Genomic DNA, 23,058 nt, shown 5'->3' on the forward strand with positions numbered 1-23,058 from the left:
CGCTTTCGCCGCGGAATCCTGCGCCTTCTAGTGCTGGGGTACCTGGACTCGAACCAAGAACAAATGAACCAGAATCATCCGTGTTGCCAATTACACCATACCCCAATGCCTAATCCGAAGATCGGGCCGAGTAGTAGCCTAGCCCACTTGGGCTGGAGAGGCCAAACCGAGGTGCCTCCCGGCGAGTCGAAGCCCCTCCGGCCCCGCGGTCAGGCGGCCGTCACTACCGCCAGCGCCCGATCGAGGCGATCCAGAGTTTCAGCCTGCCCGAGAATTTCCATCGACTCGAACAGCGGCGGGGAGATCTTGCGGCCCGACAGTGCGACGCGCAGCGGTCCGAAAGCAACACGCGGCTTGAGTCCCAGGCCCTCGATGAGGGTCTCGGCCAGCAGCGTGTGCACCCGGTCGGTGGTCCATTCCGCTGCCGGAATACCTTCCAGGGCGGTACGACTTGCACCGAGGATGTCGGCGGCGTTCTGCGGGAGGGAGGCGAGGGCATCCGCTTCGAGAATGAGGTCGGCGCTGCTTACGAAGAGAAAACCGAGCATGGCAGGCGCTTCGCCGAGCAGGGCGATGCGTTCCTGGATTAGCGGTGCGCCCTGGGCGAGCAGGGCCAGGTCGGCGGCGCTCGGGGTCTCGCCGAGCACGCCGGCGGTCACCAGATAGGGAACCAGTCGGGCGGCGAAGTCATCCGCCTCGAGCTGGCGAATTTGGTCGCCGTTGATGGATTCGGCCTTCTTGAGGTCGAACCGGGCCGGGTTCGGGTTGACGTTGACGACGTCGAACGCGGCCGTGAACTCGTCGATCGTGAACACGTCGCGGTCGTGCGAGAGCGACCAACCGAGCAGCGCGAGGTAGTTGAGCAGGCCCTCGGGAATGAATCCACGGTCGCGGTGCAGAAACAGGTTCGCTTCGGCGTCGCGCTTGCTGAGCTTCTTGTTCTTCTCGCCCATGACGTAGGGCAAGTGGCCGAAGCGGGGCACGAAGGTGGTCACGCCAATGTCGATGAGCGCGTGGTAGAGCGCGATCTGGCGCGGGGTGCTCGAGAGCAGGTCCTCGCCGCGCAGCACGTGCGTGACGCCCATGAGCGCGTCGTCGACCGGGTTGACGAAGGGGTACAGCGGATGCCCGTTCGGCCGCACGACCACGAAGTCGCTAAACGAGCCGGCCGGGAAGGTGATCGCGCCACGCACGAGGTCATCGAAGGAGAGCTCGGTGTCCGGCACCCGCAGGCGGAGTGCCGGGGAGCGGCCCTCGGCCCGGTAGGCGGCCTTCTGCTCCGAGGTTAAGTCGCGCTCGAAGTTGTCGTAGCCCATTTTTGGGTCACGGCCGAGGTCGCGGTTACGCTTCTCGATCTCTTCGCCGGTGACGAAACTCTCGTAGATATGGCCGCTCGCCTTGAGCTGCTCGATGACTCCGCGGTAGATGTCGTAGCGCTCGGACTGGCGGTACGGCGCCTGGGGGCCGCCGACGTCGACGCCTTCGTCCCAGTCCAGCTTGAGCCAGCGCATGGCGTCGACGAGCTGCAGAAAGCTCTCTTCGCTGTCGCGGGCCGCGTCGGTGTCCTCGATGCGGAAGATCATCTTGCCGCCGGTGTGTCGGGCGTAGGCCCAGTTGAACATGGCGGTGCGGACGAGGCCGACGTGCGGCGTTCCAGTCGGCGAGGGGCAGAACCGCACGCGAACGTCGGTTCCGGTGGCGGTAGAAAACGGGTGTGCAGTGGTATCAGACATTACTCATGATTCTAGTTGGGCAAGCCCGGACCTACTTCTGTCCGGGCCCGGACAGCGGGCCCATGATCGAGCATGGGCCCGCTTTCGTAAGATGGGCCCGACGCACGCGGCCTAGACGACCGAGGAGATTGCGAGGGCAGAAAGCAGCGCGACCCCGATGCCCGCCTCGACTAGGCCGAACACGGCTGCGACATTCTCGGTTTCGTAGGTGATGCGCGGGGCGAATCCGCGGCGATCGCACAGGTCGAGCAGGTGGCCGCGGCAGCGCGGGCACCCGGCCACCCAGTTCTCGTCGGCGAGGTCGGCGAGGTCGCCGAGGTCGATCGGTGCGGCAATACCGGCCAGCGGATGCCCGGCCAGCAGCACCAGCATTATCTCGTCTCGCCGCAGGGTCGCCACCCACAGCCCCTGCAGCTCGGCAATCTCCCCCGCGGCTGCATCGAGCGCTGTGGCCACGGTCACGGCGTGCCGCGCCGATACCGCGGCCTGGGCCGGCGGCCAGGCCTGCGCCTCCCGGTACGGTGAGGTCGTCGAGCGCGTACGCGTCGGTTACGCCGATCTGGTGGACGTCACACCCCAAAGCGTGGCGATCGGCTCGCAGACCTCAGTCATGGCCGGCCTGGGTCGGTGCCGAACCGACCATCGACCTGTTCCGCCGTCTGGATATGACAGAAGTGCGCGCCCACACTGTGGAGCTCGGTGACGCCCTGTGTGACGGTCTCGGCTTGCCTCGGCTTGATCAGGCCATCGTCAGCCGGCCGGATGCCGGTGGCCGCGACCTCGCCCGCCTCAGGCCGCCGGAACCACCGCCTCAGGCCGCGCCGGTCGGGCCCGCGTGGCGTTCCATCTCTGGAACGATCGGGACGCCGTGCCGGACGCGCTGCGCCGCGGCTAGGTACAGCCAGGCAACGCTGGGCGTACGTTCGCTGTCGGCGACGTCGAGCCCCTGGGCCCGACGTCGCCCGCCGTTATGCTTTGTCGGCGACGGCCGCAATGATCGCCTCGGCGAGGGCGCCCGATGAGGCCGGGTTCTGACCGGTGTAGAGGTTGCGGTCGATCTCCATGTGCGGAGCGAATGATTCGCCGGCGATGAAGTCGGCGCCCAGTTCGACCAGGCGGCTCTGCACCAGCCACGGAGCCTTCGGAGCCAGTCCGCCGAGAACCTCTTCGGCGTCGGTGAAGCCGGTCATCCGGTAGCCGGTGAACGGCCAGCTGTCGTCGGCACGCTGAGCAGCGAGCAGGGCGGCCGGGGCGTGGCAGAGCACGCCGAGGATGCGGCCGGTGTCGAGAGATTCGGTGAGGATGCGCCCAGAGTCGGCGTCCACAGCGAGGTCTTCCATCGGGCCGTGACCGCCCGGGTAGAACACCACGTCGTAGTCGGCCACGGTGATGTCGTCGAGGCTGAGCGGTTCATCGAGCTGGCTGGAGATGGTTCCGATGTAGTCGATGATTCGTGCTGCACGGTCCTCTCCTCCGGCCGCATCGGCACGGAGGCTGACCGGGTCGATGGTCGGGGCCACACCGCCCGGTGTGGCGATGCTGATCTGCCAGCCGGCGGCGGCGAACAGACGGTGCGGCTCGGCGAGCTCCTCAGCCCAATAACCGGTGGGGTGCAGGCTGCCGTCGTTGAGGGTCCAGTGGTCAGCGGCGCTGACGACGAAAAGTACGTGGGTCATAGTGTCTCCGTTTTCAGTGAAGTCGTTCGCGGAATTGTGCTGGGTAATTCGAATCATAGGGTCGAGATGAGCCCGCCCGTGCGAACGACCATTTTGCCGGTGTTCTCGCCGCGCATGAGGCCGAGGAACGCGTCGACACTGTTCTCGACGCCGTCGACGACGGTCTCGTCAAAGACGATCTCGCCGGAGTCCAGCCAGGCGGTCATCTCGGCGGAGAATGCCGGGAGGTGGGCCCAGTAGTTGCCGATGGTGAATCCCCTCAGGGTCAGGCCGCGGGTGACAATGTTGGATAGGTTGTTCGGACCGGCCGGGGCATCCGTGCTGTTGTACAGGGAGATAGCGCCGCACAGAGCCGCGCGGCCGCCGTCGTTGAAGGAGGCCAGGGCGGCCTCGAGGTGCTCACCGCCGACATTGTCGAAGTACACGTCGATGCCGTCGGGTGCTGCAGCGACGAGCTGGTCCGTGATCGAGCCGTCCTTGTAGTTGAACGCGGTGTCGAAGCCGTACTTGCTGGTGAGCAGCGCGACCTTCTCGGGTGATCCGGCGGAGCCGATGACGCGCTTGGCGCCCTTGAGTCGGGCGATCTGGCCGACCATGCTGCCGACGGCGCCCGCTGCGCCGGAGACGAACACGGTGTCGCCTTCCTTGAGCCCCGCGATTTCGAGCAGGCCGACGTAGGCGGTCAGGGCGGTCATGCCGAGCACCCCGAGATAGGCGGAGAGCGCGACATCCGGAAGCTCGGCAACGACGCGGAATCCGGCGGCGTCCTCCTGCACCAGGTCACGCCAGCCGTAGGCGTGGGTGACCACGTCGCCGACGGCGAAAGCCTCGTTCGCGGAGGCGACCACCCGGCCGACGGCCGCCCCGGTCATGGTCTCACCGAGGGCGAACGGCGGCACGTAGCTCTTTACGTCGTTCATCCGGCCACGCATGTACGGGTCGACGGATATGAATTCATTCGCGACACGAACCTGGCCGGCCGCAAGCTCCGGCAGGTCGACGGTCACGGTGCGGAAGTCCGCATGTGTCGGCCAGCCGACGGGACGGTTCACGAGCTGGATCTGGGTACTGACGGTGGATGAGGCCATAGTGGGCTCCTCTGCTAGTTCTAGACCGATCGTTTCACTATATAGTGGACTTATCGGTCCACAAAATTCTCCGATCGTCAAACAGGATTCAAGGAGCGTACATGGGGCGGCTGCAGACCTTTGACAGCGGCGTGGTCGTGCAGGCTGCACGAAACTTGTTCTGGGACAAGGGCTTCGACGGCGCATCCCTGGCCGATCTGGAAGCGGCTACCGGCGTGGGGCGGTCCAGCCTGTACCACGCGTTCGGCAGTAAACGCGGGCTCTTCGACGCCGCGGTCACCGACTATTTGGAGACCGTTATCCGGCCGCGGCTGGCCGGGCTGCGTGCGGGCGCGACGGATGCCTCAGCGCTGCTCGACTACTTCGACGGCCTCACCCGTGCGACGGCCAGGCAGGCGCCCTACTCGGCCCAGACCGGGTGCCTCCTGGTCAACTGCGCCGCTGGCCTCGCAGCCCACGACGAGCCGACTCGCGCCGTGGTGGAGGGATACCGCATCGAGTTGACCGATGCGCTCAGGCACGCACTCGAATCGGCCGCGGCACCGTCAGCGTCAGCGGCGGAATCCGTCGACGAGCGCGTGCGCACCCTGGCCTCCCTGTCCCTGAGCGCAATGCTCGTCGCCCGGGTGAACCGGGATGAGGCGATCGCCCTGCTGAACACGGCGTCGAACCAGGTCAGGATTTGGTTCCCCGACGAGACCGACTGAGTCCGGCGCCCGGATCCGGGCCCGGGCCTTTGCCTGGATCTTGGTGCCCGCTCGCGGGTCAGGCCGGGCGCACCACCGGGTTCACGAGCGAACCGATGCCCGCGATCGCCATCGTGATCGTGTCGCCATCGACGACGGCCGCGGGCGTGTCCAGGCGTCCGGGCAGGATCACATCACCGGGCAACAGCGTGAACACGCTCGAGGCGAACGCGACCAGGGCAGAAACCGTGTCCTCGGTCATGCGGTCGTCATCGTCGAGCGCGACCGCCTGAAATTCCTCGTCATTAATAAGCCCGCGCAGCGCCGATGACGCCTCATCGAATTCAGTCTCGATGATCGGACCGAGCGGTAAAAACGTGTCGAAGGCGCCCGCTACACCCGAAGCGAGGTTGGCCGCGGTGACGACCGTCGCGACGGTGTAGCCGAAGACGCGGCTCAAAGCATCCGCTGGCGAAACGTTCTTGGCGATCTTGCCGATGATGATGGCGAGCTGGCCGTCGACCTCGACCTGCTCCGACGCGGCCGGCAGCACGATGGCGTCGCCGGGGCCGACGACGGCGGTGTTCGGCCGCAGCACGAACGTCTCGGCCGAGACCATAGCGACGATCTTCGACCGCGGAATCACCGGCGCAAGCAGCTTCACGTCGGCCAGGGCAACCCGGTCGCCGGTCGTGTCGAAACCGGCGAACATCGGGTCGCTGGTGAGCACGACCAGTTCGTCGTCGTCAACGATGCCGAACGCGATGGCGCCCTGGTAGCTGTAGCGTGCGATCTTCACGTGTCTCATTCCCGCCCGCAAAGGCCAAAAGGTTCAGCTTAGCCGGGTGAGCCAGCCGTGACGGTCGGGCAGGCGCCCATACTGAATGTCGGTGAGTTCCTGGCGCAGCGACAGGGTGATCTCGCCGGCGGGGGCATCCGCGTCGCCGATCGTGAAGTCGCGCGCCTTGAGCTGGCCGATCGGGGTGACGACGGCGGCGGTTCCGCAGGCAAAGACCTCGGTGATGGCACCGGATGCGACACCCTCACGCCACTCCCCCAGCGTCACCTCGCGCTCCTCCACCGTCATACCGCGGTCGCGGGCGAGCTGCATGATGCTATCGCGGGTGACGCCCTCCAGGATGGATCCGGTCAGGCGCGGCGTGACGAGCGTGTCGATGCCGTGCACGAAGAACACGTTCATACCGCCGAGCTCGTCGATGTGGCTGCCGGTCTCGCCGTCGAGGAAGAGCACCTGGGCACAGCCGTTTTCGTAGGCTTCCATCTGGGGCAGCAGCGACGCGGCGTAGTTGCCGCCGCACTTGGCGGCGCCGGTGCCGCCGCGGCCCGCGCGGGAGTACTCGGTCGACAGCCAGATCTTCACCGGGGCGACGCCGTCGGCGAAGTAGGCGCCGGCCGGGCTGGCGATGACGTAGAAGCTCACCTGGTGGGCGGCGCGCACTCCGAGAAAGCTCTCGTTGGCGATCATGAACGGACGCAGGTACAGGCTGGTCTCCGGAGCGGACGGCACCCAGTCGCCGTCGATCGCGATCATCTGCCTGATCGACTCGATGAAGTCGTCGACGGACAGCTCCGGCAAAGCCAGGCGGTGCGCGGAGCGCTGCAGGCGCTGGGCGTTCTTCTCGGGCCGGAAGGTCCAGATCGAATTGTCGGCGTGCCGGTAGGCTTTGAGGCCCTCGAAGATCTCCTGGCCGTAGTGCAGCACCGACGAGGCGGGGTCGAGCAGCAACGGACCGTAGGGTGTGACGCGGGCGTCGTGCCAGCCGGCATCGACCGACCAGTCAATGGTGACCATGTGGTCGGTGAAGTGCTTGCCAAAGCCCGGGTCGGCGAGAATTTCGGCGCGTTCGGCCTCGGCGCGGGCCTCGGTCGACGGGGTGACGGCGAAGTTCAGGGGAAACGTTGTGGTCTTGCTCATTTGAGTACCTTGTCTGTCAAAAGCGTCACGATGGCGTCTCCCACCTCAGCCGTGCTGCGTCGCACCGAAGCGGAGCGGCGCGCCAGGTCGTCGGCGACCGCGTCGTTGACGCGAGCCGCGGCATCCGTCAGCCCGAGATGATCGAGCAGCAGCGCCACCGAGAGGATGGCCGCGGTCGGGTCGGCGAGTTGCTGGCCGGCGATATCGGGGGCCGAGCCGTGCACCGGTTCGAACATGCTGGGAAAGCGGCCCGTCGGGTTGATATTGCCGGAGGCTGCCAGGCCGATGCCGCCGCTGATTGCCGCTGCCAGGTCGGTGAGAATATCGCCAAAGAGGTTGTCCGTGACGAGTACATCGAATCTACCCGGATTCGTGACAAAGAAAATGGTCGCCGCGTCGACGTGCAGGTAATCAACCGCGACCTGGGGGTACTCCAGCGCCACCTCGTTCACGATGCGCTGCCACAGACTGCCGGCGAAGACCAGCACGTTGGTCTTGTGCACCAGGGTGAGGCGCTTGCGCTCACGCCCCTGAGCGACCTCGAAGGCGTAGCGCACGACGCGTTCGACGCCGTAGGCGGTGTTGACCGAGACCTCGTTGGCGACCTCCTGCGGGGTGCCACGGCGGATGGCGCCGCCGTTGCCGACGTAGGGGCCTTCGGTGCCCTCACGGACGACAACGAAGTCGACCACGCCGGGGGCGGCGAGCGGGCTCGTCACACCGGGGTAGATCGTGCAGGGCCGCAGGTTCACGTAGTGATCGAGGGCGAAGCGCAGGCCGAGCAGCAGGCCCCGCTCAATGTTGGCGTCTTTCAGCCGGGGGTCGCCGGGAACGCCGCCGACGGCGCCGAGCAGAATGGCATCGTGCTGCTGAATCGACGCGAGGTCAGCGTCGGTGAGCACGTCCCCGGTTTCAAGAAAACGCGCGGCGCCGAGCTGAAACGTGCTCGTCTCGATCGTGACGTCATCACCCGCGGTGACAGCGCCGAGCACCTTCACGGCCTCAGCGACAACTTCCGGTCCAATCCCGTCTCCGGGAATGACAGCGAGTTTGATAGTACGAGACATGCGGCTCCGAACAGTCAACGAACACCTAAATTGCGTATAGTCAAACCTTACCTTTGTCGCCGAAGTGCCTAGGCTTGTCCCCAGGGCACCACCAATGGAGAGCAGGAAATCATGAGTATCGGACTAGGAATCTTTCTGCTCGTCGTCGGCGCCATTTTAGTATGGGCCCTCGACGTGACCGTCACCGGCGTCGATCTGACGCTCGTCGGCTACATTCTGCTCGCGGCCGGAGCGCTCGTGACAATCCTCGGCATCGTGTTGATGACCCGCCGCCGCAACAGCGTGAGCACCACCCGCACAATCGCCGACCCGGCGAACGGCGAGCAGGTCACCCGTCGCGAGAACTCGATCGACGACCTGTAGCTCGGCCTCAGCACGCGAAAGCGGGTGCAGTGTTGCTCCGCGGGTGCCGAAGCAACACTTCACCCGCTTTCGCGGAAGTCTCCCGGAGTCCTTAGAGGGCCCGGCGCAGCGCCACCAGCGCCACGACGGCCGCTGCGAGCACGAGCGCGACGCCGATCCAAGCGGTCAGGCCCACACCGCTGTCGAAGGCGTGCCGGGCTGAGTCGAGCAGTTGCGCTGAAGCGTCAGTCGGCAGCTGCCGGGCGACCGCGACAGCTCCGCCGAGGGTCTCCCCCGCCGCGAGCCGCTCGGCCGCCGACAGCCCGTCGGGCAGAAGCACGGCGGCGCGATAGGACACCGTGAGAATGGTGCCGAGTACCGCCGTTCCGAGCACCGCTCCCAGCTCGTAGGCGGTTTCTGAGACAGCGGATGCCGCCCCCGCCTTATCGGCCGGAGCGGTCGCCACGATCAACTCGTTCGAAACGGTCTCCGCCGCCCCGATCCCGATTCCGAGCAGCACGAACGCGACGCCGATCCAGAACGCATCAATCTCCCCGCCGCGCAGGGCGATCGACGCGAATCCGGTGACCGACACCAAAAGCGCCACTGGAATCACCCGGGACGGGCGCACCCGGCGAGCGATCGGCACGATGACGAGCCCCGCCACGATCATCGCAGCCAGGCCGGGCACGAGTACGAGCCCGGCGTTCAGAGGTGAGAGTTCGAGCACGAGCTGCAGGTGCTGTGAAATAAAGAACAGGCAGCCAACGAGCGCCGTCACGCTGAGCAGGTTGACGCCGACGGCCCCGCTGAACGCGCCCCGCCGAAACAGGCCCATGTCGAGCATGGGGGTCGGCAGGCGCAGCTGTCGGCGCACGAACCACAGGCCCAGACCCAGACCGACGACGATCGGGGCGAGGGTGAGCCAGGTCACACCGTGCTCGGCGACGCTCTTAATGCCGTAGACGATGGGCAGCATGGTCCCGAGCGACAGGGCAATGCTCACGATGTCGATGCGCCCGGGGTGCGGATCGCGCGACTCAGTGACGATAATCGGTGCCAGCACCAGCAGCGGCAGCAGAACGGGCACGGCGAGCAAGAACACCGAACCCCAGGCGAAATGCTCAAGCAGAATGCCGCCGACGACCGGGCCGAGCGCGCTGCCGGCCGCGAACCCGGTGGCCCAGATCGCGATGGCGAGGCGACGCTGGTCACGGTCCACAAAGGTGGAGCGCAGCAGCGACAGGGTCGAGGGCATGAGCATCGCGCCGAAGAATCCGAGTGCTGCCCGGGCGAAAATGAGCCCCTCAATGCTCGGGGAGAACGCCGCGAATACCGACACCACGCCGAAACCGGTCGAACCGATGAGCAACAAGCGACGACGCCCGATGCGGTCGCCGAGGCTGCCCATGGCCACGAGCAGGCCGGCGAGCACCAGCGGGTAGATGTCGACCATCCAGAGCAGCTGCACCCCGGTCGGCCGGGTCGCCTCCGAGATGGCGGGCAGCGCAAAGTTGAGCACGGTGTTGTCGATCGACACCAGCAGCACCGGAAGCATCAGCACCGCGAGCGCCCACCATCGTCGGCGATCGTGCACGACTGTCAGAGCGGACACCGCGCCGTGCGCCTGCGGGGTCGCGCTGCTCAGGGCGGTGCTGGTCAGGTCAAGGGGCTTGGTGGGAACAACAGGGGCAGACACGATCTCAACACTCTCTGGGTAGTTTTTGCGACCACTCTTTCAGTGGCACAAGGTTTACTGTACCGGCTGGACGGTATAGTTGTCCAGCGTGAAGCCCGCCCATTTCGGTACCATGGGCCAATGTCGAAAAATGTGCCAGCATCATCCGTTCCTACCCGGAATCGTCTGCTCGATGCCTTCGAGGAGCTGCTGGTCGAGGGCGGAGAGCGCTCGGCAACGCTGGATGCCGTCGCGGCGGCCGCTGCGGTCTCCAAGGGCGGACTGCTCTATCACTTCAGCTCGAAAGGCGCCCTGATCGAGGGCATGCTGGCCCGTCTCGATGCGCTCGCGAACGAGGATGCCGAGAACATCCGCACGGCCCCGGCCGGCCCGGTCGACTACCTCATTCGAACCTCGGTGCACACCGGCAGTCCGCTCGACCGCGCCTACATCGCTGGCTCCCGCCTCGCCCAGGGTCGCGATCCACGGGCCGTGCAGGTGCTCGGCGACATTCGGCGCCGCTGGCTCTCGGTCATCGAAGACGCTGTCCACGACCCGGATACCGCCGAGGCGATCATGCTCATTAGCGACGGACTCTACGTCAACAGTTCGCTGGCCGAACACGAACTGGCGCCGCAGGAGCACACCGCCGAATCCATGACCCGGCTGATCACCCTGATCGGCCGGCTCCTGCCGCAGACCTGAACCGGATATCCCGCTGCCCACGCCGCGCGGGGCCGCAAATCGTCCTAAAACCAACCCCGGCAGTACGATTTGCGACCCTTCGGACTCACTTCGCGCGTCGGAGTCGTTTAACAGCGGATGCGAGTGGGCGCCGGCCTGGCCTGTGCCCACTCGCATCCGTTTTGAAGAGAGCTAGTCGGTGAGGACGATCTCCACCATGATCTCGGCTTCGATGGCCGCGCGAACAGAGGCCAGCAGACCGGCCGGAACCTCGGAGTCGACGGTCAGAACGCTGAGAGCCTTGCCGCCGGCCACGTGGCGGGCGATCTGCATGCCGGCGATGTTAATGTTGGCGTTACCGAATTCGCGGCCATACACGGCGACGATTCCGGGGCGGTCGGTGTAAAGCATGACGATAAGGTTCTTGGCGAACGGAACCTCGACGTCGTAACCGTTGATCTCGACGATCTTCTCGATCTGCTTGGTGCCGGTGAGGGTACCCGAGACGGAGACCTGCGAACCATCGGCGAGGGCTCCGCGCAGCGTGATCACGTTGCGGTACTCGGGCGATTCGGCGTCGGTGAGCATGCGCACGGTGACGCCGCGCTGCTCGGCCAACAGCGGCGCGTTGACGTAGGAGACGGTTTCGCTGACCACGTTGGTGAAGATGCCCTTGAGGGCGGCGAGCTTGAGCACGCTGACGTCGTACTCGACGAGTTCGCCGCGCACCTCGATGTCGACGCTCGTGAGCGGGCTGTGGGCGGCGAGGCCGGAGAAGACCTGGCCGAGCTTCTCGACCAGCGGGATGCCGGGACGCACATAGGGATCGATGACGCCACCGGCCACGTTGACCGCGTCGGGCACGAGCTCGCCCGACAGTGCGAGGCGCACTGACTTGGCGACGGAGACGCCGGCCTTCTCTTGCGCCTCGTCGGTCGAGGCACCGAGGTGCGGCGTGGTGATGATGTTGTCGAGGCCGAGCAGCGGCGAGCCGGTCGGCGGTTCACTGACGAACACGTCGAGGCCAGCGCCGGCGATGGTGCCGGCGACGAGGGCTTCGTGCAGGGCGTCTTCGTCGATGAGGCCGCCGCGGGCGACGTTCACGACGAACGCGGTCGGCTTCATGAGCTTGAGCTGGGCTGCACCGATCATTCCGGTGGTCTCCGGCGTCTTCGGCATATGGATCGTGACGAAGTCGGACTGCGCGAGCAGTTCCTCGAGGGTGACCGGGGTCACGCCGAGCTGCTGGGCGCGCGCCGAGGTGATGTAGGGGTCGTAGGCGATGACGTTGGTGCCGAAGGCCTGCATGCGCGCGGTGATCAGGGCGCCGATGCGGCCAAGACCGATGATGCCGATGGTCTTTTCGTACAGCTCGGTGCCGGTGTACTTGGAGCGCTTCCACTGACCGTCGGCGAGAGCGCCGGAGGCAGCGGGGATGTGACGGGCCAGGCTCAGGATGTGCCCGACGGTCAGCTCAGCGGCCGAGATGATGTTGGAGGTGGGAGCGTTGACGACCATGACGCCGGCCGCGGTGGCCGCCTTGATGTCGACGTTGTCCAGGCCGACGCCCGCACGAGCGATGACCTTCAGGAACGGAGCGGCCTGAATCGCTTCGGCATCCATTTTGGTGGCGGAGCGCACCAGAACGGCCTGCGCGGTGGCGAGCTCGGCGAACAGCGCGGAGCGATCCGTGCCGTCTACCTGGTGAATGTCAAAGTCGGGCCCGAGAGCATCGACGGTGGCGGGGGAAAGTTCTTCGGCGATCAGGACGACGGGCTTCGACAATAAAATCGGATCCTTAGATTGCGGGTGTTGGTGGCAGGGCAATGGGCGCCACTCTTTTTCCACCCTACCGGCTGCACAATAGAGCCATGAGCAGCGACGTAATAGACGGACTCCAACTGGCCCTGCGGGTGATTCTCGCGGTGGTCTTCATCGGCGCCGGGATCACCCATTTTCTGCCCTCGGTGCAGCGCACCATGGCAGCGATGATTCCGCAGCGACTGCGCACAGCGGGCTGGGCCAACCCGACCAACCTCGTACTGTTCACCGGGGTGTGCGAGCTGGCCGGCGGCTTCGGGTTGCTGTATCCCCCGACTATGCTGCTAGCCGCTGGGGCTCTCGTGCTGTTTCTGGCGGCGGTGTTTCCGGCTAACGCCTATGCCGCCCGGCACAAGAAACGATTCGGGCGGATCGCGATTCCGTTCGTTCCCCGACTCATCGCCCAACTGGTGCTGATGGCTCTGATCGTGGTCGCCGTGATCTAGTCAGGCGATCAGCCGACCGAGGCCGAACACCGTGGCGATGTCGAGCGACAGGGCGGCAACCGCACAGAGTCCGACCAGCAGGGTCAGCGCCTGCACTCCGAAGGCCCGGTTGCGGCCGAGCCAGAAGGCCAGGGCGTAGACCAGAACCGGCAGGAGTACCGCAAAGATCAGCACGGCCCAGCCGAAGCCGCTCAGCTGGGTGTCGAGGGACTGCGCCTGCAGGTTCAGACCGACCAGGTTGCCGATGGCTTCCCAGACGTCGTAGGCGTAGAACAGCCCGATGAACAGTGCGATGGTCAGCAGGATCCAGCGCGGCGGGCGGCGACGGTGCACGGTATTCGTACCAACGGTGCCGGTGGGCTCGAGGCCGCTCATACGGGGAGCCCCGATCCGAGCAGGAAGGGCATGGGAATCAAAACGACCGCGCCGATCAGCAACCAGACCCAGCGTGCGCGCGGCCGGCTCAGGGTGAGCCAGAAGGTCGCCCCAAACCAGATCACGGGTGCCGCCACGGCCAGCCAACCGCCGAGGGAGGTCATAAAATCGGCGACGGGATCGCCCGAAGTGAGAACCGTCGAACGCGCGAGGCGGGACACGCCAATGAACCAGCCGATCGAGTAGAGCAGGTACATTCCGGCGAGGACGCCCATGCCCACCAGCGCGGCCGAGCTCGCGGTCGCGCCATCCGATTCGGTCTTCTCGGCATCCGCTGCGGTGTCGGTGGGGGCAGCATCCGTTTTGGGAGTGGTCCACCCCTCCGGCAGGCTGGTCGTCTCGGGCGCGGCCCGACCGGTTCCCCCGGGAGCCAGCGTCGGGTCGTCGTCACCGGCCCAGTTCAGCGCATCGTCGTCGCGTGTGGCATTCATTTTTCCAGAGTATCCGGTTGCCGCCGAAGCTACCCGAACAGCGGCTTCAGAGCGGTGACCAGTTGTTGCACGCCCAACACGATGAAGAGCAGCGCGCAGATGCCCAGCGCACCGTTGGTGAACCACTTATTGCGCCATTCCCGCGGGATGCGCTTGCCGTTCAACAGTCCCAGTAGGGTGATGGCGAGAAACGGCATGAACAGTGAGCCGAGTACGCCGTAGGCCAGAATGAGGCCGATCGGTGAGCCGAGCAAAAACAGGATCATGGGCGGAAAGGTGAGCCATAACAGGTAGAACTTGAAGTATTTGCCACCGACGAGGGTGTCGGGGTGGCCGGACTTCTTACCGCGCATATTGCCCCAGAAGTCGGCGAACATGAGGCTCACGCCGTTCCACACACCGATGATCGATGAGAACGATGCCGCCCAGAAGCCCACCAGAAATCCGGTACCGACGACGACGCCGTACTTCTCGTTGAGCACCGTGGAGAGGTCGAGCAATCCCTTGTCCCCCGCGCTCAGGGTGATGCCGGCAGCGGCGACCACCTCGGCGCCGACGATGAGCATGGCGACGACGAAGATGCCGGTCATGACGTAGGCCATGCGGTTGTCGATGCGCATGACTTTCATCCAGCGCGGGGTGGACCAGCCCTTTTCGCGCAGCCAGTAGCCGTAAGCGGCGAGGGTGATGGTGCCGCCGACGCCGCCGGCCAAAGCGAGCGTGTAGAGCACTCCCCCCTCAGGAATGATCGGCACGAGGCCGGCGAGCATGGCCGGAAAGTCGGGCACGGCGATGACAGCGAGGCCGACGACGGTGATGAACATAATGCCGACGAGCACGGCGGTGACCTTCTCGAAGAAGGCGTAGCGGCCGAACCAGACCATGGTGAGACCGGCGAGACCCATGAGAACGGCCCAGACCGGCAGCGGAAAGACCGGGAACAGTGCGGCGAGGGGCAGGGCAGCCGAGGACATGGCCGTGGCGCCGTAGACGAATCCCCAGAGCATGATGTACGGGCCGAAATACCAGGTGGTCCAGTTGCCGAGGGATCGCCAGCCCTCGAAGATCGTCTTGCCGGTCGCGAGGGTGTACCGGCCGGCGCCCTCGACCAGCACGATCTTGAGGATCACACCGAGAATGACCGCCCAGAGCAGGGCGTAGCCGTAGCGCGATCCGGCCACCAGGGTAGCGACCATATCGGCCGCTCCGACGCCGGTCGCGGCCACGACCAGTCCGGGGCCAACGATCTTCCACTTGGGCAGGGTGCCGTCGAGGAGTGCCGGCGCGACCAGCTTGTTGTCGTCAGTGTTCTTGCCTGAGGTCATGAGCAGTGCCGGCCTTACGCGTCTTTGTGTATTGGCTATCCGCGGATTCGTGCAGCGGTCTCCTCGACTCTACGGGAGTTCTCGCAGCCCACAGGTGGCACCATTCGCTCAGCCAACACTTTACGCACGCCAGAATTCAGGAGAACGCCTTGGCGATGCTGATGACGGCCGGAGTGAGCAACACAATGAACAAGACCGGCAAGATACAGAACACCAAGGGAAAAATGACCTTGACCGGTACCTTCATGGCTTGTTCCTCGGCCCGCTGGCGCCGCCGCAGCCGCATCTCGCCGGCCTGAACGTTCAGCACGTTGGCGATCGCAATGCCATAAGTATCAGCCTGAATGACCGATCGGGTAAACCGCCGCAGATCCGCCGATGACGTGCGGTCAGCGAGCAACTGGTACGCGTCTTTGCGTGAGCGACCGATGCTCATATCCTGCAGGGTGCGAATGAACTCCTCCGCCAACGGACCTTTTCCGTTCGTCGCAGCCTTGGCCATGGCGGCCTCAAAACCCAGGCCGGCCTCCACCGCGATGGTCATCTGATCCAGCGTGTCGGCGAGCGCGTTCTGGATCAGTTCCTGCCGTTCCTGCCCACGGCTCAGCAGGAGCAGGTCGGGCGTGAAAAAACACACAATGACCAGAAGAAAACTGAGCGCAAAGCGCAGCGGTACCGGATCCACGCTGATCCATAACCCGGCCAACAATCCCCCGGCAGCCCCGATCAGGGGTTTGGCGATCAGTATGCGGTCAATCTCCCAACCGGTCGGGTGGCCGGCCAGGACCCGGCGACGCTCAAGCCAGCCGAGATACCCCCGGGGAATCAGGTCGCGACCTCGAGCGACAACCGACCCGCCAGCAGCGGCCTCGTACGGCGTCAGAACGCCGACCGTTTCGGTGACGACGCGCTGCCTGCGCCCGCTCACCAGAATGCCGATGAGTGTTCCGAACCCACCAGCGATGGCCACGGCGGCAAGAATAGCGATGACTGATGGCATGGGATCCTCCTAAAATTTCACCTTGACGACGGCCATCATCCAGATGCTGCCGACGATGAGCAGGATGCCGGCGACGATGAGGGCAAGAATTCCCCAGATGGTCCCCAGGAAGCCGGCGAAGTAAGTCGGCTGGGTCAACAGTAGGAACATGAAGACGCCGATCGGCAGGAGGATGAGCACGTACGCTGACATCTTTCCTTCGGCAGCCAATGCTTTCACCTGCCGGCGGATCTGGTTTCGCTCGCGAATGGTGTGTCCAACCTGGTCGAGCACCTGAGACAGGTTGCCACCGGTCTCCTGGTTGATGGCGATCGCCTGCGCGACCCATTCGAAATCGTCGCTGCGCATGCGCGCGGCGGTGTTGCGCAGGGCGTCACCGAGGTCGCGACCGATCCGGTTCTCATTGACGACGCGGGCGAATTCTTCGGTCGTCGGCGACTCCGTTTCGTGCGACACGGCATCCACCGTGCGCAGCAGGCTGTGGCCGGCACGGAGACCGCCGGCGAGCAGGCCCAATGACTCGTCAAGCTGGTCGGCGAACTTGGCTCTGCGGCGGCTGGTGCGCGCGTTCAGCAGGACCCCTGCACCGAGCGGAGCGAACGCCATGCAGATGAGCATGATGGGCAGCGTCCAGGCGGTGCCGGAACCCAGCAGAAGGCCAACGAGCGCGAGCACGATAGCGGCCGTGATGACCATGAGCACGAACCCCGATGGCTGCATGCGGATACCGGCCAACTCCAGATCCGCAGCGCTGAACGGTAACTTTCCGCGCCGTCGGATCACTGCATCGATGGCTCCAACCGTATGGTCGGTCATTTTGGTGAGCATCGAGGTCTGGGCGGTCCCTGGTGCCCGGCGACGCTCCAGTGAAACGCTCGGCCCTGACGGGGCAATGACTAGGAATAGCAGCACCAGGAGGGCGGTCAGTCCGGCGGCGATGCCGACGTAACCGATGATGGGGTTCATCGCCTACTCCGCGTCATCAAATCGGCCTGAAACACAGTCGGCGAGAGCGGAATTCCCATTTCGCGGAACTTGTCCGCGAATCGCGGCCGTACCCCGGTCGCAACGGCGTGGCCGAGCAGGTGACCGTCCTCGTCAACACCGGCACTGAAATCGAAGACGAAGGCGTCCTGGAGCGTGACGATATCGCCCTCCATACCCTGCACCTCGGTGACGTGGGTAATCCGTCTGGTCCCATCCTTGAGCCGACTGATCTGCACAATCACATCGATGGCTGACGAGATCTGCTCCCGGATGGCGCGCAGCGGCAGGTCCATCCCCGCCATGAGAACCAGCGTTTCCAGTCGGGCGATCGCGTCTCGTGGGGAGTTCGAGTGCACCGTTGAGATGGACCCCTCATGACCGGTGTTCATGGCCTGAAGCATGTCGAGGCTCTCACCGCCACGGCACTCGCCGATCACGATTCGATCCGGTCGCATTCGCAGAGAGTTCCGCACGAGATCCCTGATGGTGATCTCGCCCTTGCCCTCAATGTTGGCCGGTCTCGATTCGAGACGGATGACGTGGTTCTGCTGCAACTGGAGCTCAACGGCATCCTCGATGGTGACGATGCGTTCGTTCGAGGGAATGAAGCCGGAGAGCACATTGAGCAGCGTCGTTTTTCCGGTTCCGGTGCCGCCGGAAACAATAATATTGAGCCGGGCCATTACACACGCCTCAAGCACCTCTGCCATGTCGACACTCAGCGTGCCAAATTTGAGGAGGTCGGCAACGGTGAAGGGTTCGCGTGCGAACTTGCGAATCGTGAGGGAGGAACCATCCACGGCCAGCGGCGGGATGATGGCATTGACGCGTGATCCGTCGGCGAGGCGAGCGTCCACCAGCGGGGAGGACTCGTCGATGCGACGGCCCACCTTCGCGACGATCCGCTCGATCACCCGACGCAGTTGGGCCTCGCTCGTGAAGCTTGACTCGCTGAGGGCGAGTTGACCGTTGCGTTCGACGAAGATCTGCTCGTGGCCATTGACCATGATTTCGGTCACGCTCTGGTCGGCCAGCAGCACTTCGAGCGGTCCGTAACCGAGAACATCGGCTCCGATCTCCGCAATCAAGCTCACGCGCTCTTGCGGGCTCAACGGGACCTGCTCGGCTGCGACAATGCTGCTCAGCTCAGCCCGGGCATAGGCGTGGAGTTGTTCTTCGCTCAGACTCGAATCATTCAGGCGTGACCCGATGCGTCCAAAAAGCTCCTGAGCCGCCCGCTCCTTGAGTTCGGCCAGTGGATCGACCCTGGCCGACGATGCCGGCTCCGGAACAAACGTTGTCTGGGGCTCAACCGCGGGCTGGTCTGGTGCCGCAGTGCCGACCGTGGCAGGCGCCATCGGGCCGGGATCGGTGTCCTTCGTGGCGAAGCGGTGCTGCCTGCTCGCATTTCGCGCGGCGTCTACTCGTTCATTCAGGTTCATGAGATAACCACCCTTCTATGTAGATGACCGCGTTTCACCGGGGCATTGGGTTCAAATCGCGCGACGAGCTTGGACAGGGCAACGGAGCCGGGATTTCTACCGCCGTCCTCAAGCAAGGGGATACCACGATTGGTCGAGAGGGCCACAAGATTGGAGCGCGGAACCGCAACGTCAACCGGCACGCCGGTAATCGACTCAATGTCGCGCACGCTGAGACCACTTTTTCGATCGGCGAGGTTCAGCACCACGTGACGAAACTGCGGCATTAGGCCGATTCGGTTCAGAACGGCAATCTCCTTTCGCAACCCCCTGGCACTCGGCACAGACATGTCACATAGGAACACCGCATCCGTAGCGAGCTCGATCGCCGACAGCGCGTGGTCGCCCAGACCGGGGGCCGTGTCGATGACGACATACCGGAACAGCTCCGAGAGCTGCCGGATCAAGCGGGACAGTTGCTCGCCGGTCACCCGGTCTCCATTATCGGGTTCGGCGGCACCGCACACGGTGAAGAACCCGCTGTGGTGCAGCACGAGTAGGGTCTTGAGCGCCACCGTGTCCTTCTGGTCCAGTGCCCTGACCACATCGGGAAGCGTGTACGCCGGGTCGAGCGAGAGCGCCGACGCGACATCCCCGAATTGCACATCCGCGTCGACAAGCACGACCGACATCGGGGCCTGCCGGGCCAGGCCGACGGCCAAGTTCGTGGCAACCGTGGTCTTTCCGAGGCCGCCCTTGGGCGCCACAACCGCGATGACTCTGCGTCGAATTACCTCAACGACGGGAGGAAACGGTTCGATTGAGGGGGTGAGGTTCGTCGCCAGTACCTCGACTTCCCGCTCGAGATCCCGCTCTAGATCCCGGTGGGTCGCGACAGCACTCCCCCTCTCAGACGCGATCCCGCTGGACACGGTGCCGACCACCTCGTTTCTCGGGCTGAGCACGCTGTGAGCTGTCATGCCGGTGTCCCATCCACTGGTCACGGATCGGCTCTCCGCTGAGTTCACGATTCCGATTCCCGGGTACAACCGCGCGAGCCCGGCCGAGATCTCGTCGGCCCTCGCTCGAGGGAGGAACGCGCCCAGGAGGGCTATGTCCGGTCGATCCGCGGCCAAGAGAGTGCCGAGAACGGCCGCGGAGCCAAATGTTGGAGGTTGCCGCTGCACAATGTGGATTGCTGATCCGAGCAACCCGTGCAGCCTCGTCTCAAAATTGTGGCTGTGACCGAGGAGCAGGATTCGGTTCATTGAAACACCTGGGCGGCATCGACCATGCCCGAGCCGTCCTCGCTGGCAGTGGACGGCTCAATGGTGAGCCACACCGTGCCAAACTTCTGGCCCCACACAAGTTTCGCGACGTCAGGCGTTGTGCGAGCAAGGGTGACCATGACCACGCTGACCGGTGCGGCCGCGGCATCACTATTTTCGACCGTGGTCGTTGAGCCTTGCTGCACCCCCGTGACGAGTACCTTGTGAAAGACCTGCTTGGCGATCGACACGTCGTCGGCGCTGCCGGCTGGTTTAATCGTCGAGGCGATCACCACGCCCACGGTATCGCCGGCCTTGATAGCGCCTCCGACGACCTGTTCAACCGGGAGAGCAATAGTGATGGCCTGCATGCCGGCCGGGAGAGCGACCTCGCCGCGTGCGGCCAGCTCGTCGGCGCCGATGAAACGCGCGGTGATGATTTGCTCACCGGGTTCCAGCGCCGCGCTCGTAACCATTCCCGTCAGCGTGCTGAGCTTCGTGACCCGGCCAGGAACAGCCGCGATCGCCGGAATCCGTTTCTCTTCGATGAACGAACGGATATCCTCCGCCGGAGTTCCCTGCGGTACCGCTTGCGAGACCACGTAGACAGAAATGATCTCGGCGCCGTTCGCGGCGCGGGCATCGGCGCCGCTGACGTAGCCGGTGAGAACGACTGTGCCGACCAGGGCGAGGATGATCGCAACGATCGCGCCGATGAGTCGAGTTTTCATTTCATCTCCTACTTGATCAATCTGACGATGGGGCCATTGAGGGTGGGGCCGCCGAGCTCGAAGGCACTGTCTATCGTGACGAGTTCGGTGAAGACGCCTTGGATACCCCTCCAATTTCCGTTGGGACAGCTGGAGGGACTCGGCGGGCACAGCGGGGCCAAGGGGTCAATAACGCTGTTGGACGGGAACTTCCACCCCGTGACGGTGAAAGCGGCGAAGGCATAGATGCGATACTCGGCAGTATTGCCGCTACCCCGCACGAGATCGTAGATGGGAACGAGAATCGGCTTGTCCTTGACACTCTCCAGCTTGGGCTTACAGACCGCCGGCACGGACGCGCCCGGGTCGCTTCCCACCCACAACTCACCGAGCGAATTGAGGTTCAAGCTGAGGTTAATCGTGGCAATGCAGGGAGACGTGGTGTTGTCGAGCCAACCGAACCCACCAGCGATGACCTCGGTCGACGGATAACGTTTGCAGGTCTTGTTGGTGTCCGTGCGGATGGTCATGTGCTGGCCCGGCCCGACCAAAGACTGCTGAAACTCGCACCACGAGAGAGCGAGGGCCAGAACCGGCCCCGATCCGGGGCCACCCCATTCGGCCGTCGCCGCAGCCTTGACCGTCGATGACGTGATTCCGAGAACGGCTGCGAACGGGTGGCTCATGGCGGGGGCGTTAGTTCCTGCAACACGAGTACTTGCCCTCACGGTGACTTGGTTGCTGATCGAGAAATCGGGAGTCAGCACGTTTGCGGCGCCGTCGTTGGCGTTCTCGTTGGTGTACTTCGCTGCGAGAGCGGTGGGGTTGGTGCAGACTCCGTCTGCACAATCCTGGGCGATCGCGATTGCCGCAGCATCCGCCCCATTCTGCAGTTGTCCACGTTCGGCGTACAGCGCACCGACATCAACGGCGAAGGCGACGGCTCCAATGAGCGGCACCATGAGGACGGCGACGAGAATAGAGGTTGCGCCGCGTTCCGACTGTAGTTTGCGCCTTAGCCACCGCATTGCATGACTCCCTTGCCGGTTAGAGGAATAGTGGAGCCGAAATACCCAGTGAGAAAATCGAAACTGTAATTTACGGTTACCGTGACGCTCGACCCGGCCACACACTCGAGGGGACTGACTGTGACGTTTGCGGCGACCAGTGCCGGGCTGAGCGAGGGAGCCGCGTTGACGGCGACCGTTTTCGCCGGGGGGGCATTATTGTGAATGGCCATGTACCGCGCACCTTCACGAGCCGCATTGGTGATGGAGATCTGTGCGTTGTAGACCCGCCCAAACTCAAAGATTCCGAATACGAGTAGAACGAGGACGGGGAGGAGGAGCGCGAACTCAACAGCCACCGCGCCGCGTTCACCCGCTATGCGGCGGAATCGGGTCATCTGCTTGCCCTTCGGTGTTCGCGGCGGCTTTCGAGACGAAAGCCGCCGCTGCACGCGTGCAGCCGGCCAGATGGTCGGCTGGTGTGAGTGGTGGCTGGTAGGACTAGAGGAGAGCGGTCTTGACCAGACCGAACTTGGTGTTGAGTGCGATACCGATTGCGGTGACCGTAGCGATGACAACGACAGCAATGAGCGAGACCATGAGGCCGTATTCCACCGCGGTGGCGCCCTCCTCGTCGGTGCGCATGCTGTTGATGAGAGCCTGGATCTGTGTGTAGAACTTCATTTCGGATTTTCCGTTCTATCTGAGGCCGGCCTGTGTTGACCGTGCACGTGGGTGATGCTGATGCCCGCGAGAGCGATAAACCATCCCAGGGCGAGCGTGACGAGTCTGGGTGGCGACTGTGGGGCGTTCGGAGTTTCCGCGTTGATCTCAACGCTTGGTTGCGTTCAGGCGAGCGCGAAGAGGCGGTGAGATTCGAAAGAAACACCTTGAACAGCGAAGACGTGGTCGACGGACCAGACGTCTCGAAGGCGAGCTACGGCGTGATTGCGGTCTGAACCAAACCAAACTTGGGGTTCAGGGCGATACCGATTGTTCTGACGGTGCCGATGACGACAACCGTGATCAGAGGAACCATGAGACCGGTCTTCACCGCAGTGGCACCTCTTCGTCGGTGCGCACGCTGTTGATGAAAGCCTGGATTCGGGTCGAGGTCTTCACGATTCTTCCAATCTGTCACTGGCCGGTTCGGGTAACCAAGCGAGTGATCACAAACTATCGGCGTCTCAATATTGCTCACGAGCCCCACAACTGGGGGCGCTGTTGCGGACACACCAACTGGGGGTAGACCGGTCATTTATGGTTCGACGGGCCGCAGACAAGCTATGAAAAAGCAGCCTGCCCGGTCAGATTGCC

At 64.5% G+C, this 23,058-nt stretch carries 25 protein-coding genes and 1 tRNA gene; 4 read left to right on the forward strand and 22 right to left on the reverse strand.

Annotation, left to right across the window (positions count from 1 at the left end; translation table 11 throughout):
- Positions 1-33: 33 nt before the first annotated feature.
- From E3T31_RS16850 to E3T31_RS16870, 5 genes are all read right to left on the reverse strand, one after another.
- A tRNA-Gln gene (locus tag E3T31_RS16850) sits at positions 34-105 on the reverse strand.
- Between the two features lie 104 nt (positions 106-209).
- Positions 210-1,733 (reverse strand): glutamate--tRNA ligase, encoded by a 1,524-nt coding sequence (gene gltX, locus E3T31_RS16855; RefSeq protein WP_134470463.1) that lies wholly within the window; start codon positions 1,731-1,733, stop codon positions 210-212.
- 111 nt (positions 1,734-1,844) lie between these two features.
- Positions 1,845-2,195 carry a LysR substrate-binding domain-containing protein gene (locus E3T31_RS16860; RefSeq protein ID WP_134470465.1) on the reverse strand — a complete coding sequence of 117 codons (351 nt, stop codon included), beginning with the start codon at positions 2,193-2,195 and terminating at the stop codon, positions 1,845-1,847.
- 506 nt (positions 2,196-2,701) lie between these two features.
- Positions 2,702-3,409 (reverse strand): type 1 glutamine amidotransferase domain-containing protein, encoded by a 708-nt coding sequence (locus tag E3T31_RS16865; RefSeq protein ID WP_134470467.1) that lies wholly within the window; start codon positions 3,407-3,409, stop codon positions 2,702-2,704.
- Positions 3,410-3,462: 53 nt separating this feature from the next.
- Positions 3,463-4,497, reverse strand: a complete 1,035-nt coding sequence (locus E3T31_RS16870; RefSeq protein WP_134470469.1) for an NADP-dependent oxidoreductase — start codon at positions 4,495-4,497, stop codon at positions 3,463-3,465.
- Positions 4,498-4,598: 101 nt separating this feature from the next.
- Here E3T31_RS16870 and E3T31_RS16875 point away from each other — a divergent pair, with 101 nt between their 5' ends.
- A complete protein-coding gene (locus tag E3T31_RS16875; RefSeq protein WP_134470471.1) occupies positions 4,599-5,204 on the forward strand; it encodes a TetR/AcrR family transcriptional regulator in 606 nt (201 codons plus the stop codon).
- 58 nt (positions 5,205-5,262) lie between these two features.
- Here the strand turns inward: E3T31_RS16875 and E3T31_RS16880 are convergent, their stop codons facing one another.
- The 3 genes from E3T31_RS16880 to E3T31_RS16890 are packed head-to-tail and all read right to left on the reverse strand — an operon-like array spanning position 5,263 to position 8,186.
- Positions 5,263-5,982 carry a fumarylacetoacetate hydrolase family protein gene (locus E3T31_RS16880; protein WP_134470473.1) on the reverse strand — a complete coding sequence of 240 codons (720 nt, stop codon included), beginning with the start codon at positions 5,980-5,982 and terminating at the stop codon, positions 5,263-5,265.
- Positions 5,983-6,015: 33 nt separating this feature from the next.
- Entirely contained in the window at positions 6,016-7,119 is a 1,104-nt protein-coding gene (locus E3T31_RS16885) for a branched-chain amino acid aminotransferase (RefSeq protein ID WP_134470475.1), read from the reverse strand.
- Positions 7,116-8,186, reverse strand: a complete 1,071-nt coding sequence (locus E3T31_RS16890; RefSeq protein ID WP_134470477.1) for a 3-isopropylmalate dehydrogenase — start codon at positions 8,184-8,186, stop codon at positions 7,116-7,118. Before E3T31_RS16890 ends, E3T31_RS16885 begins: the two co-directional genes overlap by 4 nt.
- A gap of 111 nt (positions 8,187-8,297) precedes the next feature.
- Between E3T31_RS16890 and E3T31_RS16895 the strand changes: the two genes are divergently transcribed.
- Positions 8,298-8,549, forward strand: a complete 252-nt coding sequence (locus tag E3T31_RS16895) for a DUF6458 family protein (protein WP_134442607.1) — start codon at positions 8,298-8,300, stop codon at positions 8,547-8,549.
- 91 nt (positions 8,550-8,640) lie between these two features.
- Here E3T31_RS16895 and E3T31_RS16900 read toward each other — a convergent pair whose 3' ends face one another.
- A complete protein-coding gene (locus E3T31_RS16900; protein ID WP_241978076.1) occupies positions 8,641-10,143 on the reverse strand; it encodes an MFS transporter in 1,503 nt (500 codons plus the stop codon).
- Positions 10,144-10,347: 204 nt separating this feature from the next.
- Between E3T31_RS16900 and E3T31_RS18580 the strand changes: the two genes are divergently transcribed.
- The gene (locus E3T31_RS18580; protein WP_134470479.1) at positions 10,348-10,911 is read left to right on the forward strand and encodes a TetR/AcrR family transcriptional regulator; all 564 of its coding nucleotides are present in this window, start codon (positions 10,348-10,350) and stop codon (positions 10,909-10,911) included.
- Positions 10,912-11,082: 171 nt separating this feature from the next.
- Here E3T31_RS18580 and serA read toward each other — a convergent pair whose 3' ends face one another.
- The gene (gene serA / locus E3T31_RS16910) at positions 11,083-12,675 is read right to left on the reverse strand and encodes a phosphoglycerate dehydrogenase (RefSeq protein WP_134470481.1); all 1,593 of its coding nucleotides are present in this window, start codon (positions 12,673-12,675) and stop codon (positions 11,083-11,085) included.
- Positions 12,676-12,761: 86 nt separating this feature from the next.
- Here serA and E3T31_RS16915 point away from each other — a divergent pair, with 86 nt between their 5' ends.
- On the forward strand, positions 12,762-13,157 hold the full coding sequence (locus E3T31_RS16915; protein WP_134470483.1) for a DoxX family membrane protein: 396 nt from the start codon (positions 12,762-12,764) through the stop codon (positions 13,155-13,157).
- Here E3T31_RS16915 and E3T31_RS16920 read toward each other — a convergent pair whose 3' ends face one another.
- The 12 genes from E3T31_RS16920 to E3T31_RS16975 all read right to left on the reverse strand — a co-directional run bounded on the left by E3T31_RS16920 (position 13,158) and on the right by E3T31_RS16975 (position 22,942).
- Complete coding sequence (locus E3T31_RS16920; protein ID WP_134470485.1) at positions 13,158-13,532, reverse strand: hypothetical protein; 375 nt, start codon at positions 13,530-13,532, stop codon at positions 13,158-13,160.
- Positions 13,529-14,023 (reverse strand): DNA polymerase III subunit gamma/tau, encoded by a 495-nt coding sequence (locus tag E3T31_RS16925; protein WP_134470487.1) that lies wholly within the window; start codon positions 14,021-14,023, stop codon positions 13,529-13,531. The genes E3T31_RS16920 and E3T31_RS16925 overlap by 4 nt, the downstream gene beginning before the upstream one ends.
- A 29-nt stretch (positions 14,024-14,052) precedes the next feature.
- A complete protein-coding gene (locus E3T31_RS16930; RefSeq protein WP_134470489.1) occupies positions 14,053-15,348 on the reverse strand; it encodes an Nramp family divalent metal transporter in 1,296 nt (431 codons plus the stop codon).
- A gap of 136 nt (positions 15,349-15,484) precedes the next feature.
- Positions 15,485-16,348, reverse strand: a complete 864-nt coding sequence (locus E3T31_RS16935) for a type II secretion system F family protein (protein ID WP_134470491.1) — start codon at positions 16,346-16,348, stop codon at positions 15,485-15,487.
- A gap of 9 nt (positions 16,349-16,357) precedes the next feature.
- On the reverse strand, positions 16,358-17,314 hold the full coding sequence (locus E3T31_RS16940; RefSeq protein ID WP_134470493.1) for a type II secretion system F family protein: 957 nt from the start codon (positions 17,312-17,314) through the stop codon (positions 16,358-16,360).
- Positions 17,311-18,777, reverse strand: coding sequence for a CpaF family protein (locus E3T31_RS16945; RefSeq protein ID WP_134470495.1), 1,467 nt, complete (start codon positions 18,775-18,777; stop codon positions 17,311-17,313). The genes E3T31_RS16940 and E3T31_RS16945 overlap by 4 nt, the downstream gene beginning before the upstream one ends.
- Positions 18,774-19,736 carry an AAA family ATPase gene (locus tag E3T31_RS16950; RefSeq protein WP_134470595.1) on the reverse strand — a complete coding sequence of 321 codons (963 nt, stop codon included), beginning with the start codon at positions 19,734-19,736 and terminating at the stop codon, positions 18,774-18,776. The genes E3T31_RS16945 and E3T31_RS16950 overlap by 4 nt, the downstream gene beginning before the upstream one ends.
- 284 nt (positions 19,737-20,020) lie before the next feature.
- On the reverse strand, positions 20,021-20,755 hold the full coding sequence (locus E3T31_RS16955) for a Flp pilus assembly protein CpaB (RefSeq protein WP_134470497.1): 735 nt from the start codon (positions 20,753-20,755) through the stop codon (positions 20,021-20,023).
- 8 nt (positions 20,756-20,763) lie between these two features.
- A complete protein-coding gene (locus E3T31_RS16960) occupies positions 20,764-21,762 on the reverse strand; it encodes a pilus assembly protein TadG-related protein (RefSeq protein ID WP_134470499.1) in 999 nt (332 codons plus the stop codon).
- The gene (locus E3T31_RS16965) at positions 21,750-22,139 is read right to left on the reverse strand and encodes a TadE/TadG family type IV pilus assembly protein (RefSeq protein WP_134470501.1); all 390 of its coding nucleotides are present in this window, start codon (positions 22,137-22,139) and stop codon (positions 21,750-21,752) included. The genes E3T31_RS16960 and E3T31_RS16965 overlap by 13 nt, the downstream gene beginning before the upstream one ends.
- Before the next feature lie 103 nt (positions 22,140-22,242).
- Entirely contained in the window at positions 22,243-22,425 is a 183-nt protein-coding gene (locus tag E3T31_RS16970) for a Flp family type IVb pilin (RefSeq protein ID WP_134470503.1), read from the reverse strand.
- Positions 22,426-22,678: 253 nt separating this feature from the next.
- Entirely contained in the window at positions 22,679-22,942 is a 264-nt protein-coding gene (locus tag E3T31_RS16975; RefSeq protein WP_134470505.1) for a Flp family type IVb pilin, read from the reverse strand.
- Between the last annotated feature and the right edge of the window lie 116 nt (positions 22,943-23,058).

Source organism: Cryobacterium sp. TMS1-13-1 (assembly GCF_004403125.1).
GTDB classification, from domain to species: domain Bacteria; phylum Actinomycetota; class Actinomycetes; order Actinomycetales; family Microbacteriaceae; genus Cryobacterium; species Cryobacterium levicorallinum.

Bases quoted from the DNA above. Each gene is read 5' to 3' on its own strand.
- gltX (WP_134470463.1), bottom strand. From the start codon at position 1,733: ATGTCTGATACCACTGCACACCCGTTTTCTACCGCCACCGGAACCGAC.
- E3T31_RS16865 (WP_134470467.1), bottom strand. From the start codon at position 3,409: ATGACCCACGTACTTTTCGTCGTCAGCGCCGCTGACCACTGGACCCTC.
- E3T31_RS16870 (WP_134470469.1), bottom strand. From the start codon at position 4,497: ATGGCCTCATCCACCGTCAGTACCCAGATCCAGCTCGTGAACCGTCCC.
- E3T31_RS16875 (WP_134470471.1), top strand. From the start codon at position 4,599: ATGGGGCGGCTGCAGACCTTTGACAGCGGCGTGGTCGTGCAGGCTGCA.
- E3T31_RS16885 (WP_134470475.1), bottom strand. From the start codon at position 7,119: ATGAGCAAGACCACAACGTTTCCCCTGAACTTCGCCGTCACCCCGTCG.
- E3T31_RS16890 (WP_134470477.1), bottom strand. From the start codon at position 8,186: ATGTCTCGTACTATCAAACTCGCTGTCATTCCCGGAGACGGGATTGGA.
- E3T31_RS16895 (WP_134442607.1), top strand. From the start codon at position 8,298: ATGAGTATCGGACTAGGAATCTTTCTGCTCGTCGTCGGCGCCATTTTA.
- E3T31_RS18580 (WP_134470479.1), top strand. From the start codon at position 10,348: ATGTCGAAAAATGTGCCAGCATCATCCGTTCCTACCCGGAATCGTCTG.
- E3T31_RS16915 (WP_134470483.1), top strand. From the start codon at position 12,762: ATGAGCAGCGACGTAATAGACGGACTCCAACTGGCCCTGCGGGTGATT.
- E3T31_RS16920 (WP_134470485.1), bottom strand. From the start codon at position 13,532: ATGAGCGGCCTCGAGCCCACCGGCACCGTTGGTACGAATACCGTGCAC.
- E3T31_RS16925 (WP_134470487.1), bottom strand. From the start codon at position 14,023: ATGAATGCCACACGCGACGACGATGCGCTGAACTGGGCCGGTGACGAC.
- E3T31_RS16930 (WP_134470489.1), bottom strand. From the start codon at position 15,348: ATGACCTCAGGCAAGAACACTGACGACAACAAGCTGGTCGCGCCGGCA.
- E3T31_RS16935 (WP_134470491.1), bottom strand. From the start codon at position 16,348: ATGCCATCAGTCATCGCTATTCTTGCCGCCGTGGCCATCGCTGGTGGG.
- E3T31_RS16940 (WP_134470493.1), bottom strand. From the start codon at position 17,314: ATGAACCCCATCATCGGTTACGTCGGCATCGCCGCCGGACTGACCGCC.
- E3T31_RS16945 (WP_134470495.1), bottom strand. From the start codon at position 18,777: ATGAACCTGAATGAACGAGTAGACGCCGCGCGAAATGCGAGCAGGCAG.
- E3T31_RS16950 (WP_134470595.1), bottom strand. From the start codon at position 19,736: ATGACAGCTCACAGCGTGCTCAGCCCGAGAAACGAGGTGGTCGGCACC.
- E3T31_RS16955 (WP_134470497.1), bottom strand. From the start codon at position 20,755: ATGAAAACTCGACTCATCGGCGCGATCGTTGCGATCATCCTCGCCCTG.
- E3T31_RS16960 (WP_134470499.1), bottom strand. From the start codon at position 21,762: ATGCGGTGGCTAAGGCGCAAACTACAGTCGGAACGCGGCGCAACCTCT.
- E3T31_RS16965 (WP_134470501.1), bottom strand. From the start codon at position 22,139: ATGACCCGATTCCGCCGCATAGCGGGTGAACGCGGCGCGGTGGCTGTT.
- E3T31_RS16970 (WP_134470503.1), bottom strand. From the start codon at position 22,425: ATGAAGTTCTACACACAGATCCAGGCTCTCATCAACAGCATGCGCACC.